The organism is Shewanella psychrotolerans (assembly GCF_019457595.1).
GTDB classification, from domain to species: domain Bacteria; phylum Pseudomonadota; class Gammaproteobacteria; order Enterobacterales; family Shewanellaceae; genus Shewanella; species Shewanella psychrotolerans.
Genome location: NZ_CP080419.1, coordinates 2,420,169 through 2,436,445, shown reverse-complemented (window position 1 = coordinate 2,436,445; position 16,277 = coordinate 2,420,169). Strand labels below are relative to the sequence as shown.

Annotated in this window: 15 protein-coding genes and 1 pseudogene; 7 read left to right on the top strand and 9 right to left on the bottom strand. The window is 45.7% G+C overall.

All coding sequences use genetic code 11. The features are described from left to right. From K0I62_RS10765 to K0I62_RS10745, 5 genes are all read left to right on the top strand, one after another. A complete protein-coding gene (locus K0I62_RS10765) occupies window positions 1–747 on the top strand; it encodes a YebC/PmpR family DNA-binding transcriptional regulator (protein WP_220068152.1) in 747 nt (248 codons plus the stop codon). Between the two features lie 15 nt (window positions 748–762). Continuing rightward, entirely contained in the window at window positions 763–1,284 is a 522-nt protein-coding gene (gene ruvC, locus K0I62_RS10760) for a crossover junction endodeoxyribonuclease RuvC (RefSeq protein WP_220068151.1), read from the top strand. Further along, window positions 1,281–1,898 (top strand): Holliday junction branch migration protein RuvA, encoded by a 618-nt coding sequence (gene ruvA, locus K0I62_RS10755; RefSeq protein WP_220068150.1) that lies wholly within the window; start codon window positions 1,281–1,283, stop codon window positions 1,896–1,898. The genes ruvC and ruvA overlap by 4 nt, the downstream gene beginning before the upstream one ends. Before the next feature lie 18 nt (window positions 1,899–1,916). Beyond that, window positions 1,917–2,933 (top strand): Holliday junction branch migration DNA helicase RuvB, encoded by a 1,017-nt coding sequence (ruvB, locus tag K0I62_RS10750; RefSeq protein ID WP_220068149.1) that lies wholly within the window; start codon window positions 1,917–1,919, stop codon window positions 2,931–2,933. Window positions 2,934–3,904: 971 nt separating this feature from the next. Further along, window positions 3,905–6,415 (top strand): TonB-dependent receptor plug domain-containing protein, encoded by a 2,511-nt coding sequence (locus tag K0I62_RS10745; protein WP_220068148.1) that lies wholly within the window; start codon window positions 3,905–3,907, stop codon window positions 6,413–6,415. A gap of 58 nt (window positions 6,416–6,473) precedes the next feature. Here the strand turns inward: K0I62_RS10745 and gloA are convergent, their stop codons facing one another. The 3 genes and pseudogenes from gloA to K0I62_RS10730 all read right to left on the bottom strand — a co-directional run bounded on the left by gloA (window position 6,474) and on the right by K0I62_RS10730 (window position 8,582). Beyond that, window positions 6,474–6,884 (bottom strand): lactoylglutathione lyase, encoded by a 411-nt coding sequence (gene gloA / locus K0I62_RS10740; RefSeq protein WP_220068147.1) that lies wholly within the window; start codon window positions 6,882–6,884, stop codon window positions 6,474–6,476. A 475-nt stretch (window positions 6,885–7,359) separates the two neighbouring features. After that, window positions 7,360–7,620 (bottom strand): annotated as a pseudogene (locus K0I62_RS10735) (endonuclease III); the annotation flags it as partial. A gap of 65 nt (window positions 7,621–7,685) precedes the next feature. Continuing rightward, window positions 7,686–8,582 carry a LysR substrate-binding domain-containing protein gene (locus tag K0I62_RS10730; protein WP_220068146.1) on the bottom strand — a complete coding sequence of 299 codons (897 nt, stop codon included), beginning with the start codon at window positions 8,580–8,582 and terminating at the stop codon, window positions 7,686–7,688. A gap of 179 nt (window positions 8,583–8,761) precedes the next feature. Here K0I62_RS10730 and K0I62_RS10725 point away from each other — a divergent pair, with 179 nt between their 5' ends. Both K0I62_RS10725 and K0I62_RS10720 read left to right on the top strand, forming a co-directional pair. Next, window positions 8,762–9,523 carry an isocitrate lyase/PEP mutase family protein gene (locus K0I62_RS10725; protein ID WP_220068145.1) on the top strand — a complete coding sequence of 254 codons (762 nt, stop codon included), beginning with the start codon at window positions 8,762–8,764 and terminating at the stop codon, window positions 9,521–9,523. A gap of 39 nt (window positions 9,524–9,562) precedes the next feature. Next, window positions 9,563–10,078, top strand: coding sequence for a methylated-DNA--[protein]-cysteine S-methyltransferase (locus tag K0I62_RS10720; protein ID WP_220068144.1), 516 nt, complete (start codon window positions 9,563–9,565; stop codon window positions 10,076–10,078). A 110-nt stretch (window positions 10,079–10,188) separates the two neighbouring features. Here K0I62_RS10720 and nth read toward each other — a convergent pair whose 3' ends face one another. Genes nth through rsxB form a run of 6 tightly spaced genes read right to left on the bottom strand, consistent with a single transcriptional unit; the run spans window position 10,189 to window position 16,276 of the window. Next, window positions 10,189–10,821: an endonuclease III gene (gene nth / locus K0I62_RS10715; RefSeq protein ID WP_220068143.1), complete on the bottom strand. Its 633-nt coding sequence runs from the start codon at window positions 10,819–10,821 to the stop codon at window positions 10,189–10,191. 3 nt (window positions 10,822–10,824) lie between these two features. After that, a complete protein-coding gene (locus tag K0I62_RS10710) occupies window positions 10,825–11,523 on the bottom strand; it encodes an electron transport complex subunit E (RefSeq protein WP_220068142.1) in 699 nt (232 codons plus the stop codon). Beyond that, the gene (gene rsxG, locus K0I62_RS10705) at window positions 11,516–12,154 is read right to left on the bottom strand and encodes an electron transport complex subunit RsxG (RefSeq protein WP_220068141.1); all 639 of its coding nucleotides are present in this window, start codon (window positions 12,152–12,154) and stop codon (window positions 11,516–11,518) included. Before rsxG ends, K0I62_RS10710 begins: the two co-directional genes overlap by 8 nt. 20 nt (window positions 12,155–12,174) lie before the next feature. Further along, on the bottom strand, window positions 12,175–13,227 hold the full coding sequence (rsxD, locus tag K0I62_RS10700) for an electron transport complex subunit RsxD (RefSeq protein WP_220068140.1): 1,053 nt from the start codon (window positions 13,225–13,227) through the stop codon (window positions 12,175–12,177). A 2-nt stretch (window positions 13,228–13,229) separates the two neighbouring features. After that, window positions 13,230–15,713, bottom strand: a complete 2,484-nt coding sequence (gene rsxC / locus K0I62_RS10695) for an electron transport complex subunit RsxC (protein WP_220068139.1) — start codon at window positions 15,711–15,713, stop codon at window positions 13,230–13,232. Further along, on the bottom strand, window positions 15,707–16,276 hold the full coding sequence (gene rsxB, locus K0I62_RS10690; RefSeq protein WP_220068138.1) for an electron transport complex subunit RsxB: 570 nt from the start codon (window positions 16,274–16,276) through the stop codon (window positions 15,707–15,709). Before rsxB ends, rsxC begins: the two co-directional genes overlap by 7 nt. Window position 16,277 lies beyond the last annotated feature (1 nt).

Here is a 16,277-nt window from a genome sequence, read left to right as displayed (position 1 = left end):
ATGGCAGGTCACAGTAAATGGGCCAATATCAAACACCGCAAAGCCGCTCAAGATGCGAAACGCGGAAAACTGTTCACTAAATTTATCCGCGAATTGACGGTTGCCGCCAGAGAAGGTGGTTCAGATCCTGATTCAAATCCAAGACTTCGTGCTGCAATAGATAAAGCGTTGTCTAATAACATGACTCGCGATACCGTGGAGCGCGCCATTAAGCGTGGTGCCGGAGAGTTAGACGGCCAAGTGCTCGAAACTATCATGTATGAAGGTTACGGGCCTGGCGGCACTGCGGTGATGGTGGAAACCATGACCGATAATCGTAATCGCACGGTATCGGGTGTACGTAATGCTTTTAGCAAATCAGGCGGCAATTTGGGCACTGATGGGTCGGTCGCTTACCTGTTTGATAAACGCGGCGTCATCTCTTACGCTGAAGGCAGCGATGAAGATACCATCATGGATGCGGCCCTTGAAGCGGGGGCTGACGATGTTGTCGTTAACGATGACACATCAATTGATGTCTACACCACGCCGGAAGATTTTGGCGCGGTAAAAGATGCGTTAGATGCGATAGGCATTGAAGCGATTAATGCTGAAGTGACCATGGTACCATCGACTAAAGCTGACTTGGATGCAGACACTGCTCCTAAATTTTTACGTTTGATTGATAACCTTGAAGATCACGATGATGTACAAGAGGTTTATCATAATGCCGAGATCTCTGATGAAATCATGCAGGAGCTAGAGTAACTTGTTGGATATTGCATGCCGATTATATTAGGCGTTGACCCAGGCTCGCGGATCACTGGCTATGGGGTGATCAAATGCCAAGGTCGGCAGCAAATCTACCTTGGAAGTGGCTGTATACGCACTCAAGCCGATGATTTACCTTCACGTCTAAAGATTATCTTTGATGGAATAAGTGAGATCATCCGTCAATATCAACCCGATGAATTTGCCATTGAACGCGTCTTTATGGCTAAGAATGCCGATTCGGCACTTAAATTGGGTCAGGCACGGGGAGCGGCAATTGTTGCCGCGACCAATGCGGATCTTCCTGTGGCAGAATATTCAGCAACCCAAATTAAGAGCGCGGTTGTCGGCACTGGTCGAGCACAGAAATCCCAGGTTCAACATATGATCCAGCAGATATTAAAGTTGCCAGCCGCGCCCCAAGCCGATGCCGCCGATGCATTAGGGGTTGCAGTGTGTCATTTTCATACTTATCAAAGCCTGATCGCTCTAGGTGGTAAAGCAAGTTCAAGAACATATGGAAGGTACAGATGATTGGTCGTCTACGTGGTTTATTGGTAGAGAAGCAAGCGCCTGAGATACTCATCGACGTAAGTGGTGTCGGTTATGAGTTACAGATGCCATTAACCAGTTTTTATGAATTACCCGACCTTAACCAAGAAGCGGTTATTTATACTCATTTTGTTGTTCGAGAAGATGCTCAATTACTGTATGGATTTGTCACCAAGCAAGAGCGTGCACTATTTCGTTTGTTAATTAAAGCCAACGGCGTCGGGCCCAAACTCGCGTTAACTATACTCTCGGGGATGACTGCCGCCGAGTTTGTTAAATGCGTCGAACATGATGATATTGCCACTTTGGTGAAACTGCCCGGAGTGGGGAAAAAGACCGCAGAACGTTTGCTGGTTGAGATGCGCGATAAATTGAAAAGCCTCATGGAGGCTTCTCATGGCTCAGAGCGTGAATTTGTATTGCAGTCAAATTACAAGCCAGCTATTCAAGTTAATAGTGCTGAAGAGGACGCGATTGCAGCGCTGTTAACCTTAGGGTATAAACCTGCACAAGCAAGCAAGTCTGTTTCTGCCGCTTACCAAGATGGTATGGACTCAGAGACCTTGATTAAAGCAGCATTAAAATCGATGTTGTAGCGTGACAATGAGGATTAGATGATAGAAGCCGATAGGTTAATTCACGCGCAGCCTCAAGGTATTGAGGAGCGCGATGAGCAGGTAGATAGAGCGATGCGACCCAAGTTACTCGACGAGTATACGGGTCAAGATGATACTCGCGCCCAACTTAAGGTATTTATCGAAGCTGCGCAAAAGCGTGGTGAAGCATTAGATCACATGTTGATTTATGGCCCCCCTGGCCTAGGTAAAACCACACTTGCGATGATTGTTGCAAATGAAATGGGCGTGAATATTAAGTCCACTTCAGGGCCTGTACTTGAAAAAGCGGGTGATTTAGCTGCATTGCTGACTAATCTCGAAGAAGGGGATGTGCTGTTTATCGATGAGATCCACAGGCTCAGTCCTGTCGTTGAAGAAATTCTTTATCCTGCGATGGAAGATTATCAACTCGATATAATGATAGGTGAAGGTCCTGCTGCGCGGTCTATAAAGTTAGAGCTTCCACCGTTTACCCTTATTGGTGCGACCACCAGAGCTGGTGCCTTGACCTCGCCGTTGCGAGCGAGATTTGGTATTCCGCTACGTCTCGAATTCTATAACGTTACCGATCTCAGTACCATAGTGACGCGGTCGGCAAACGTATTAGGGTTGCCTATTGACGATGTTGGCGCGATGGAAGTTGCCCGGCGTTCAAGGGGCACTCCGCGTATCGCCAATCGCTTACTAAGACGTGTTCGAGATTACGCCGAAGTTAAACATGATGGTGAAATCACTAAAGCGGTAGCGGAGAGCGCGTTAGATCTGCTCGATGTGGATGTGGAAGGCTTCGATTACATGGACCGTAAATTATTGTTAGCCATAATAGATAAGTTTATGGGCGGCCCTGTAGGGCTCGATAACTTAGCCGCGGCGATAGGTGAAGAGCGTGAAACCATTGAAGATGTGTTAGAACCGTTCCTTATTCAGCAGGGCTTTATACAGCGTACGCCCAGAGGACGAATAGCCACTCCAAGAGCCTATCAACATTTTAACTTAATCAAACCTGAGTCATAGGACACATTTTCCATCGCTCAAGCTAATAGCCTTAGCTTGAGCTATAAAATTCCGCTATGAGACGTGATGCTCAGTACGACTCAATTATCTCTCCTATTTTACTATTTGTTATTTAGCACTTTCATATTAGGGCTTGATAGTTCTTAGTCTGTTGGCCGTGCTTTAAGATAAATTGCCTGTGTCGAATCACTCTACAAGTGTCTCTATTTACCCTATAGCTATTTTATTTATTTTTCATTATTAATTATGACCGTTTTAAATGATGGATAAATAGATTTATTCCTTTCATGTTTACGTTGTTAATTGATATTGATTTTTGGCTGAATTATCTAATTATCAATATGCAAACAAAATTCTTATAAAATTTATCGTCATTCAAAAATTAATAATGTATCTACGTTTATTTAATAGCATTATTTTTAGTTTAAAGATTAATTTAATCATAAAGACGGGTAAGTTTTGACTTGTACGGATATGAGTTGTTGATAATCACAGTGTGATACAAATGTTGATTTTATGCATTTAAGGGTCGCCAATGTGTTGGTATGATACATGTATAAACAATTGTTGCATAAGTGTTTTTTTGTTTTGCCGGTGTTTTGAGGGAGATTTTGGTCAAATAAATATTCACTTAAAGCGGTTTACCAACCCTAATATCTTGATGGTTAATGTGATCTGTGTCACATAAATTGATATTGTGCTTGTTGCGCCCATGTTTCAACTGCTGCAGTCGTAATCACTGGCAAAATACTATTTTGTTAGTTCAATCATCTTAACTTAAATAATATAAGCGCTTTCTTGGTTGAGGCTGTTGATATAAAAAACATAGGGGCAACAAAAGATGAACAGTGTGGCGTGAGTTGTTAATTTTTTGGTGGATTGACGAAGCGTAAGTGAAACTACAGTATCGAATGTAACGCCATAAAATAAGGCGTGTAATAAGAATTAGATAATTAGGGAGTTTCACTAGCATGATAAGAACAACCAAATTGGCCTCTGCGATTAAACTGGGATTAATTGCTTCAGTATCAACCAGTGGATTTATTGTTAGCAATAATGTGGTTGCTGCCGAAGAAAGCGCCTCTTTCGAACGTATTGCCGTGACAGGTTCGCGCATTCAACGTCAGGATATGGAAACAGCCTCACCCGTTACCGTTATTGATGCCAGTGCGATTCGCGCCGAAGGCTACAACTCGGTTGACGAGATCCTGCAAGCTCAACCAGCCATGGCGGGTATGGCTGCAGGCTCTACGACCAACAATGGTGCCGATGGTGTTGCCCAGGTAGACCTGCGTGGTATGGGCGCTAGCCGTACCTTGGTACTGTTAAATGGTCGCCGTATGGTTAACTCTGGTTCGGGTGCTGATAGCGCTGTAGACTTAAACACCATTCCAGTTGCCATGATTGCCCGTGTTGAGATCTTAAAAGATGGTGCCTCGGCGGTTTATGGTTCTGATGCCATTGCTGGTGTAGTGAACATCATCACCAAGAAAGACTTCGAAGGTTTCCAGCTCGATATTAACGGCGGCGCAACCGATAAGGGTGATGGTGAAAATGCTGAGATCAGTGCGCTATACGGTTTTAATACCGATGGTGGTAACTATACCTTTGGTGTGGCTTACTCAGATCGTGGTGGCGTCATGCAAAGAGATCGCGATTGGGTAGAGAAGGGGTCTAGTAGCTATATTCCTACAGGTACTTTAGGCGGTAAGGTACAAGATGAAAACGGTAACTGGGTCGATCGCACCGAAGGTTACGACTATACCCAGGACAGCTGGCTACAGACACCCAACGAGCGTTACAGCTTCTTTGCTAATGCCACCCAAGAGTTTGCAAATGACATCGTCTTTACCGGTGACATTCTTTATACCAAGCGTAAATCTGAGCAGATGATGGCGGCCCAGCCCGCTTCTGTAATGTTAGATGTATGTACACCTAGCTCAACAGGTAACTGCATTACCTTAACTGATGCCATGCTTGCTGGCGGAATTACGCCAGACGATCAGGACCGCGTTGAGTACCGTAGAAGAACCAATGATGCGGGTAATCGTATCTATGAGCAAGACACTGATACTCTGCGTGTCTCAGCAGGCTTAGCCGGCGAGTTGGATGTTCACACGGGTATTCAGTGGGATGTGGCTTACACCTATGGTAAGAACAAGGCGAAAACTTGGGTACACAACTCAATCAACGCTAAAAACATGGCACAGTCTGTTTATGATAACCAGGATGCTTGGTTTAGCGGTGACCCACTGTCGCAAGATGTCATCAATGACATTAGCTACTTAGAAAATACAACCGGCGGTAACGAGCAACACATCGTTTCAGGTGTGATCAGTGGTGAAGCGTTTGATTTGGACGCGGGCCCAGTGGCTTATGCGATCGGCGCAGAATATCGTCACGACAGCGGTTATTACAATCCAGATGCAGTGATTGTTGCTGGTGAAGGTACCGCTGCCCAGCAAGATCCAACTGACGGTAGCTACAGCGTCTTCTCTGTTTACCAAGAGGTAAGTGTACCGTTTACCGACAAACTAACAGGTGAATTTGCGCTGCGTTTCGATGATTATTCAACCTTTGGTAATGCGTCGACTTGGAAGATAGGTCTAACCTATGAAGCAACCAACGATCTGATGCTACGGGCTGTTGCTGCTACTGGCTTCCGAGCACCTAACGTCAGTGAATTGTTTGGCGGTAACGTAGGATCTTTCGATTACCTAGATGATCCATGGGGTAACGAGCAAGATCCACAGATTTTAGTGAACTACACCTCAGATGCAGACCTGAAGGCCGAATCATCAGAGTCTTACACAGCAGGTCTGGTTTACTCTCCTAGCTATATCGATGGTATGTCACTAACGTTGGACTACTGGCGTTTCAAGATCACTGATGCTATCTCGCGTCTGGATGTTCAGGCGGGGCTTAACGCCTGTCATGGAGGCGATACCTCAGCTTGTGAGACCTTTGGCATCACGCCAGATGGAAATCTTGAGAACCTGACCAACCCGCTGACTAACGTGGGTTATCAAGACACCAGCGGTGTCGACTTTAACCTGGCTTATCGTTTCGAAGGCTTAGGTTTAGATTGGAGCATTAGCAACGACTTGACCTACCTGGTTAAATTTGAACAGGATGGTATCGATTACACAGGCACTATCGGCGGCATGTTTGGTGGTTACGCTAAGGTGAAGAATAACTTTAGCGTGAAAGCTGGACAGGGTGACTGGAGCCTGATGTACTCTAACCGTTATATCGGTGAGATGGATGATATCAACTATGGTGATAACGTTGATTCAATCTTGTATCACAATATCTCGGGTATGTACCACATCAACGATAGCATTACGGCCAGCCTCGGCCTGAAGAATTTCACCGATGAGAAGCCTGTAATGGTAGCAAGTGGTAACGAAGCTGGTACCGTACCAGAGGTTTACGACACAATTGGTCGTCAAATCTATGGTGGAATCACTGTTAAGTTCTAATCGATAGACTGAATGTAAAAAGCGCCCTAGGGCGCTTTTTTTATGCTTAGCTTATGTATTAGCCTAAGCCTTGCTGGGCTGATTTCATCTGAATGAATTCAATCTTATAACCGTCAGGATCTTCGACAAAGGCAATCTCTGTGGTACCACCGGCAACAGGTCCAGGTTGGCGTGTCACCTTGCCGCCAGCGGCTTCAATGGCGGCGCAGCGGCTATAGATATCGGCTTCGCCAATGGCTAGGTGGCCAAAGCCTGTTCCGAGATCATACTTGTCGGTATCCCAGTTGTAGGTTAATTCGACCACTGCTGAACCAGTAGACTCTTCATCGAAACCGACAAAGGCCAAGGTGTAACGGTATTCTGAGTTTTCTGATTTCCTGAGTAGTTTCATACCAAGAATTTCAGTATAAAAATGGATACTACGATCAAGGTTACCGACTCTAAGCATGGTATGTAGAAGTTGTGCCATGAAGACCTCTAGTTTAGTGTTAGGAGATTGACTATTATAACAATAATCTAAGCGTAATGAGCATACATGCTTTGCAGCAATAAATCAGGGCTTGCCTTGTCCTCTGTGGCCTAAATAGGCAGACTTATACAGATTATTATTAAAGGTAACGATTAAGATAAAGCTAGACGATTGAGAACGCATTATCCTATTGGTTAATGTAATTTATCTTGGATCTTCAGCTCCTCTCATATTGGTTAGCAATAGCCTATGACTGGTGTCACATATTTAGGCTAAATCTTTGGTGTAAATAGTAAGGGTCAGGATAATGGGATTAAATAATTAAGGAGTATAACTATGGTTACTGAATTAAAAATGGCACTTGGGATCACTGTGATTGTTGCTTTAGGTCTATCTGTATTCTTTGTTTGTATGTTCTAAATGTAAAATAAAAAGCCGCAGTAGCGGCTTTTTATTTATTGTTTCTGAGCAATGGCTATTCGTCGGGGTAAACCTTCTCTTTAAACTCACAGAGTTCTTCGATTAAACAGCTACCACATCTAGGTTTACGGGCTAAGCAGGTGTAGCGTCCATGTAAAATAAACCAATGATGCACATCAACTTTGAATTCAGCTGGCACTACCTTTAACATCTTCTGCTCAACCTGATCCACATTTTTGCCCATGGCAAATTTGGTGCGGTTGGCGACACGAAAAATATGGGTGTCGACGGCGATGGTGGGCCAGCCAAAAGATAACAAAAGTAGATAGTGCTTTGTACTAGAAAGTGATAAAAGCAATCAGTTTTTATTTTAATTAAATGTTACATCCCTGACATTTCGTCTTTTAACCATTCCATAAATACTTTTAACCTTTTTAATCTAGTTGAGTTCTGGTCGTAAACCATATAACGCTTAACAGTTGCTGGATGAGGGACGTTAAATGGGATGACCAGCTTACCAGAGTCAAGTTGATGCTTGCATAAATAAGGTGCTGCCAAAGTAACTCCGTGACCATTTAATACCGCTGTTAGAGCCGTATCTGTGCTATTTACTTTTGTCCATTGTTTATGTTTGTCATAGCCAGTGACATTGAGACTTTTAAACCAAGTCCCCCAGTCATATGCTCCGGGTTTTTCTAAAGTTACTAACCATGTAGAAAGAAGGTCGTTAGGCAAAGTTAGATTTTGACTCTTAGCTAACTCAGCTGAGCAAATAGGGTAAACAGAGGCTTCGCCAAAGTATTCACAAATTAAATTTTTAGGTGTGTTCTCTTTTATCTGAGTGCCAAATCTTATAGCTAAATCTATTTGTGATCGCTTAAAGTCTTCAAAGCCAGCAGAAGGAAGGAATCTAATCTGGATACTAGGGTGCAATTTAGCAAAGCTTTGTAGCCTTGGCATTAGCCAAAAAGAAGTAAACGCTTGCGTCGAAGTAACCGTCAGCACGCCTGCTATATCTTCTTGGTGAATTTGGCTTATTCCTTGGTTAATAATGCCTAGCGCTTTCTTGGAAGAATCAAACAAAATTTGCCCTTGTTGACTGAGAAGCATTTGTTTGGCTTTACGGATGAAAAGCTTTGTATTAAGTGCTTGTTCTAATTGTCGCATCTGCTGACTAACCGCTGCTTGAGATATACACAGCTCCTCAGCTGCTATGCTATAGCTTTGATGTCTTGCCGCACATTCAAATGTCACAAGTAAGTTTATATTTTTAAACACAGTCTGCGCTCCGTTTAATACTTTGATAGCATTATAAGTATTTCTTATATAACAAGTCGATTTTTATCGTTGGTGTTTAACATTGAGAATAACGAGAATAACGAGAATAACGAGAATGACCTTTATTTGAGAAAGAGTGCATTGTAGCAAGTCACTCTAAATAGCTACGGGGAAATTTAATGCAAGAGTTTAAAAAACTACACCAACAAGATAAGCCACTATTACTAGCTAATGTATGGGATGCACCAAGTGCTAAATGCGCAGAGCAAGCAGGTTACCAAGCTTTAGGTACTTCTAGTGCAGCTATAGCTAGCTTACTTGGATATGAAGATGGTGAACAGATGCCATTTAATGAACTGGCTTTTATGGTTGGGCGCATTGCTGCTGTAATGTCTCTGCCTTTAACTGTTGATATAGAAGCAGGATATAGCCGAGATCCTCAGGTTATTGCTGAAAACATAAAGCAATTAAGCGAGCTTGGAGTTGTTGGCGTAAATATCGAGGATAGCATAGTAGGCGAAACAAGAACGTTGGTTGAGCGTGAAAGCTTTTCTGAAGTAATACTTCAGTTGCGAACTTATCTTGCGGAATTTGGTGTTGATATTTTCATCAATGTACGCAGTGATGTTTTCTTCTTAGGTATAGAAGGTGCGCGTGATGAAGCGATCTTGAGGGCTAAAAGTTATCAAGATGTTGGTGCAAACGGGGTGTTTTTTCCATGTGTTACTTGTGAAGAAGATATTCGAGCAATAGTTGAAGCAACATCGCTACCCGTGAACGTCATGGCTATGCCTGACTTACCTGATACAACTGTATTAGCAGACTTAGGTGTTAAACGTGTCAGTACAGGGAATTTTTCTCATGACAGAATTTACGGTCAACTGACAAATCTTTTAGTTGATATTAAAGCTAAAGAATCTTGTCAGCCACTGTTTACTTAACATCTTCGTGAGTAATTATTCCCTCTTGTATTTAGCATCATGAAAAGTCGAATTAACATTCAATACTATAAACATCCTTATGCCGAGTTTATTTTAGGCTCGTATGAGGAACACTTATGTTTGTGTGATTTTCGTTATAGAAAAATGAGGGCCAATATTGATAAAAGGATTCAGCAAGGGCTAAAAGCTAGTTTCATAGAGCAGAATGACGAAGTGCTAGAGCAAGCTAAAAATCAACTTGAAGAGTTCTTTTTGGGGCAGAGAAACTCTTTTAATATGAATTTGTTACATGTTGGGACTGAGTTTCAGAAATTAGTATGGCGCTCTTTGATGGCTGTTGATTATGGTGATACTACAACCTATCGGGATCTTGCTATTGAAACTGGTAATAAAAGTGCTATTCGAGCCGTTGCATCTGCAAATGGTGCGAATGCACTTGCTATAATTGTTCCCTGCCACCGAGTTATAAGCGCAAATCATGAGTTAGTTAGCTATGGTGGAGGATTACCATTAAAAAGAAAGCTTCTAGAGTTTGAGCAAGGTTTTAAGTTTTAGTTAGATTGAATGTATGTTGTTATTTTTTGCAGCGTATTGTCTACTTGTTTTTGTGCTTAGAAACAGGTTGTTAAGTAAAGGCACTTGAAAAGTAGTGCCTTTATATTTAGTTATTCCGTTTTATCCTTAAAATCACACAAATCTTCAATAATACAAGCGCCACATTTGGGCTTGCGAGCTGTGCAAACATAGCGTCCATGTAAAATAAACCAATGATGCACATCAACTTTGAATTCAGCTGGCACTACCTTTAACATCTTCTGCTCAACCTGATCCACATTTTTGCCCATGGCAAATTTGGTGCGGTTGGCGACACGAAAAATATGGGTGTCGACGGCGATGGTGGGCCAGCCAAACGCTGTGTTTAATACCACATTGGCCGTTTTTCGGCCCACCCCCGGTAATGCCTCGAGCGCCTCTCTGTTTTCCGGCACCTCTCCATTGTATTTCTCAAGAAGGATCTCACACGCCTTGATGACGTTGATCGCCTTGTTGTTGTATAGGCCTATGGTCTTAATATATTGCTTTAGACCCTCGACACCGAGATCATAGATAGCCTGGGCCGTATTAGCCACGGGAAACAGTTTATCGGTAGCTTTGTTGACGCTCACATCCGTGGCCTGTGCCGACAGGGTGACGGCAACCAAGAGCTCAAAAGGGGATGAGAAGTTAAGTTCTGTTTCTGGTTTTGGATTATTGTCGCGAAGAATCTCCAGTATTTTTATTCGCTTCTCTTTATTCATGACTTAACTCACCTTAGTGATACGGGCACGGGTGACGGCAGGTGCGGCTTCGGCTGCGGGTTTGCGTGCCTCGAGCTGCTTGTCGATCAGGTTTTTGATGGCGATCAGAAACCCCATGGCGATGAAGGCGCCTGGCGGCAGCATGGCCAATAGGAAGTTGGTATCCACCTGCCAAAGATGTATTGTGAGCCCTTTTGCCCAATCGCCTAATAAGAGATCGGCACCGTCAAACAGAGTGCCTTGGCCCAAGATTTCACGACAAGCGCCAAGTGCCATTAACACCAAGGTAAAGCCAATCCCCATCATTAAACCGTCAAACGCAGCCTTAATGACGTTATTACGCGACGCAAAGGCCTCGGCGCGGCCGATAATCACGCAGTTGGTGACGATAAGTGGTAAGAAGATCCCTAGTGATAGGTAAAGGCCATAGGCATAGGCGTTGATCAACAACTGCACACAGGTCACCAGCGCGGCAATGATCATGACAAATACCGGGATACGGATCTCTTTCGGGACAAACTCTCTTACCAGAGAGACAAGTACGTTTGAGCCAACCAGCACCACTAAGGTCGCCAACCCAAGGCCAATGGCGTTCGTTAAGGTAGCGGTGACCGCCAGCAGAGGGCAAAGGCCCAAGAGTTGTACTAAGCCAGGATTGTTTTTCCACAGTCCTTGCCATGCGATATCGCGATAGTTACTCATAGTTGACCTCACAATTGGCTGGACGACTCAACAGGGTCTGTTTATTAGTGTTGAAGTAGAGCAGGGTACGTCGCACCGCGCCAACATAGGCTCTTGGGGTAATGGTGGCACCGGTAAACTGATCAAACTGACCACCATCCTTTTTCACTGCCCAACGTTTGTCCTGCTCGTCTTGAAGGTTTTGACCGTTAAAGCCAAATACCCAAGGGGACTTTCGCAGATCGATCTTATCGCCAAGACCCGGCGTTTCGTTGTGATTAAGGGTACGCACCCCTAGCACTTCACCTTTTGCATCGATGGCGACGATGAGCTTGATCTGGCCATTATAGCCATCCGGCGCGACCGTTTCGATGGCAATGGCCACAGGCTCACCTTGGTTACTGGCGATATAGGCTGGCAACGGTTCCTCAACACCTAAAGCCGCTGCATCCTGAATAAGAATGCAGTGCTCAATCAACGCATTGTCATGCATATCATCAGGGATGAGCTGGTGCAGGGTACGCATCAACTCAAGATCTTCCTGCTGCTTAATACGCTCAAAGGTAAACTGGTTGACTAAGGCCACCAGTGCGGTGCACAGCAGGGCAAACAGACCGAGCAGCGTAGCATTTTTGACTATAGAACGTTTCACTTCATACTCCTGCCGTGGGCTTAGTGGCTAGCTCTGTGGCCATAGGCACGGGGTTTGACATAGTAATCGATAAAGGGCGCGCAAAGGTTTGCCAGCAGCACAGCAAAGGCAAAGGCGTCTGGATAACCGCCAAAGCTGCGTATCAGGTAAACCAGAAGGCCGATAAGCGCGCCGAATATTAAGCGTCCACGGGTGCTGGTTGCGGCTGTAACGGGATCGGTGGCAATGAAGAAAGCCGCTAGCATAGTGGCGCCAGAGAACAAATGTAATAAGGGGCCCATATGGGTATCAGGGCTCAGCAGATAACCTATGCTTGCACAGATAAACAGGCTGGCAAGAATTGCCGTGCTGATTTGCCAACGGATCAATTTGAGTTTCAGCATCACCAGACCGCCAGCAAGGTAAGCCAGGTTGATTATCGCCCAGCCGATGCCGAAGCCAGCGCTAAAATTGGGTTTGAGCAAGACTTCGTTGATGGTTAAGCCAGTTGATAGACCTGTTTTCACTGCATCCAGTGGAGTCGCCATGGTCATGCCATCGAACCCAGCGCGATAGGCGAGGATCTGCTCGGCATCGGCGCCTTGGAAGATAATACTTAGGCTTAGTAATAGATCCGTGCCGTGCAATGCGGCGCCGCTAGGGGCCACCCAGGTAGTCATCTGTACCGGGAAGGAGATAAGCAGCATGACATAGGCTGCCATGGCTGGGTTAAAGATATTATTACCAAGACCGCCATAAAGTTGCTTTACCACTAAGATGGCAAAGATCACCCCAATGGCTGTAATCCACCATGGTGCAAGTGCAGGAATCGCAACACCGATCAGTAGGCCGGATAGCGCGGCGCTATTATCGCTGAGGGTTTTTCCTACAGGGCGGCCGCGTAGCTTTAACACCGCAGCCTCTGTGGCCAGTGCTACGCTGATGGCGAAGACGATTTGGATCAGGGTGCCCCAACCGAAAAAGTAGCACTGGGCCAGCACGCCCGGTAGGGCACACAGCATGACCTTAAACATTAACCCGCGGGTTTGTGCTTTGGTTGAAAGGTGTGGCGATGAGGCCAACTTAAATGCCATGGTTAATCCTTGTGCTCATTGGTTGAGTTATCAGCTTGGGCCTTTGCCAGTTTCTTTGCCTTAGCTTTAGCGACCGCAGCGGCGATTTTGGCTTTCTTGAGCGCCGCGGCATCGTCAACAGGTGCTACAGAAGCAACTGGCTTATCAGCCATGACAGGCGTTTCGTCGGTGGCTTGTTCAACGCTAACGACTGTTTGCTCTTGGTTTAAACCCGCTTGTTGGGCCTTCTTCGCCTTGGCCTTAGCGACCGCGGCGGCGATTTTAGCCTTCTTAATCGCCTCGGCATCGTCAACGGGGCCCACAGAAGCAACTGGCTTATCAGCCATGACAGGCGATTCGTCGGTGGCTTGTTCTGCGCGAGCGACTGTTTGCTCTTGGTTTAAACCTGCCTGTTGGGCTTTTTTTGCCTTGGCCTTAGCGACCGCTGCAGCGATTTTAGCCTTCTTGATTGCCTCGGCATCATCGATAGGTGCAGCTGTATCAGTTAGCGCTTCCCTTGATTGCTCAGTTAAGCCTGTCTGCTGCGCCTTCTTCGCCTTGGCGCGGGCAATGGCTGCTGCGACTTTCTCCTGTTGGCTTAAAGGGGCTGTCTGCTTGTCTGTCTGAGCCGGCTCTTGGTCAATTTCAGCTGCTGGCGACTGTTGCTGCGCGGCTTTTTTCGCTTTGGCGCGGGCAATGGCAGCTGCGACTTTCTCTTTTTGAGTCGATGCGGCCGTGCTGCTATCACCACTTGCTAGCGTTACGCTAGATTCCGTTGCTGCTGTAGATTCAGCTTCTGCTTTTTGCGCGGCCTTTTTTGCCTTGGCTCGAGCGATTGCGGCGGCAACCTTATCTTGTGGCTTCACTTCTTGTGGATTTACTTCTCGTAGATTCACAGGGCTATCAGCGGCTATGGCCTCAGTTTGTGTTGGGCCTGGTGTCTGAGTTTGCTCTTGAGCGGCTTTCTTCGCCTTAATCCTTGCCATGGCAGAAGCGACAGCATCTTTATCTGAGCCTGTCATCTGCGTCTTGCGCCGCTCGGCCGCTTGTTTTGCTTTCTCTTCCCGCGCGTGCTTTTCCTGCTCGAGTCTTAGTGTGCGGGAATCGAAGCGCTGTTTGGCGAGTTCGGCCTGTTTCTTCTCTTCGGCTTCCTGTTTTAGCGCCGATTTCGCTACGCGGTAATATTCAACCAAGGGGATATCGCTTGGGCAGACATAACTGCAACAGCCACATTCGATACAGTCTCTTAGGTTGTAACTGGCTGCCTTGTCATATTCTTGCGCTTTAGCGTGCCAAAAGAGCTGCTGTGGGAGTAGTTGAGCAGGGCAGACTACCGCACACTCACCGCAGCGAATACACGGCTGCTCTGGGCTCTGTGGTGCTATCTCTTGCTTACTCGGCATCAAAAGACAGTTAGTGCCTTTGGTGATAGGTGCATTCCAATTGGGCAGCATATAACCCATCATAGGACCACCAATGATAACGGGAGAATCACTATCACCCTTAAATTGGACGCTATCAAGGAGATGATTAATCGGTGTTCCAATGGGAACCCAGTAGTTCCCAGGCTTCGCAATATTGTTGCCTGTTAAGGTGACCACTCGCTCAATAAGCGGGATATTGCTATAGACGGCTTGTTCAATACTGAAGGCGGTACCGACATTTTGTACCAAGATACCGAGATGCGCGGGTATTGAGCCTGAAGGGACTTCTAGTCCCGTTAAGATTTGGATCAGTTGCTTTTCCCCACCGGAAGGGTAAAGCGTAGGGATCGCGGTAACACGGGCGCAATTACTGGGTAGTGCACTACGATTGAGGGCATGATTCATCTGCTCGATGGCTTGAGGTTTATTGTCCTCAATAGCAATAATGATGCGTTTGGGGCTGAGCAACTGATGAATGATCTCTATCCCAGTGACAATGTCATCACTGTGTTGCTGCATCAAAAGATCATCTGAGGTGATATAAGGTTCACACTCGACGCCATTGATGATTAACAGCTCAATGTCACTCGCAGGTTTTAGCTTGATATGCGTAGGGAAGGCCGCCCCTCCAAGTCCAGCAATCCCCGCATTTTGCACTCTGGTTAGTATCTCTTGTGAAGACATCTGCTGAACATCATTGCGGCTAAGGCGAGCATGTACTGAGCAGGCTAATCGCTGCTGGTGATCATTTTCTATCACGCAGCACATAACAGGTAATCCAGAGGCGTGATTGCTAGGATGCTCTTCTATGGCAACAACAGTACCCGAAACCGGAGCGTGCACCGGCAGGTGTCTAAAGCCATCGCCTACAGTCAGTGGCTGCCCTTTATCTACCACATCGCCGACGTTAACGCCTAACGTACAGTTTTCACCTACATGAGGAATGGGGACGATAAGACGATCTGCATGTGGTAAGCGAGAAATTGGAGATTGGCTCGACAATGTCTTAAATTCTGGTGGATGTATTCCTCCAGGGATCTGCCAAAGTGTTCCTTTATCAATTTGTTCAAATAAAGCTAACACTTAGATTCCTCGCTAATATTCATAACTGGTATTGCATTAAGCTTCCAGTTCCAAGTTTGTACCGTCTGTTCTACTGGTAACATGTCGATGCAATCGACGGGGCAGGGTTCTACACAGAGATCACAGCCTGTACAGTAATCGGTGATCACCGTATGCATCTGCTTGCCAGTACCCAAAATCGCATCGACTGGACATGCCTGAATACACTTTGTACAGCCTATGCACTCGGCTTCTCGAATGTAGGCGACCTTTTTGATTTGAGTTTCTTGTGTCGCGGTCAGCGGCTCGGGATCTACTCCCATGAGCTCGGCTAATTTTTCCATAGTGGCTGTGCCGCCAGGAGGGCATTTATTGATTTTTTCACCATTGGCAATAGCCTCCGCATAGGGACGACAGCCTGGGTAACCACACTGGCCACATTGGGTTTGAGGTAAAAGCGCTTCGGCTTGGTCGATAACGGGGTTACCTTCAACCTTAAACTTTTCTGCAGCGTATCCAAGTAGCGCACCAAAAACGAGGGCCAATAATCCCAAAAGTGCGATGGCGATAACAATTTCAAACATG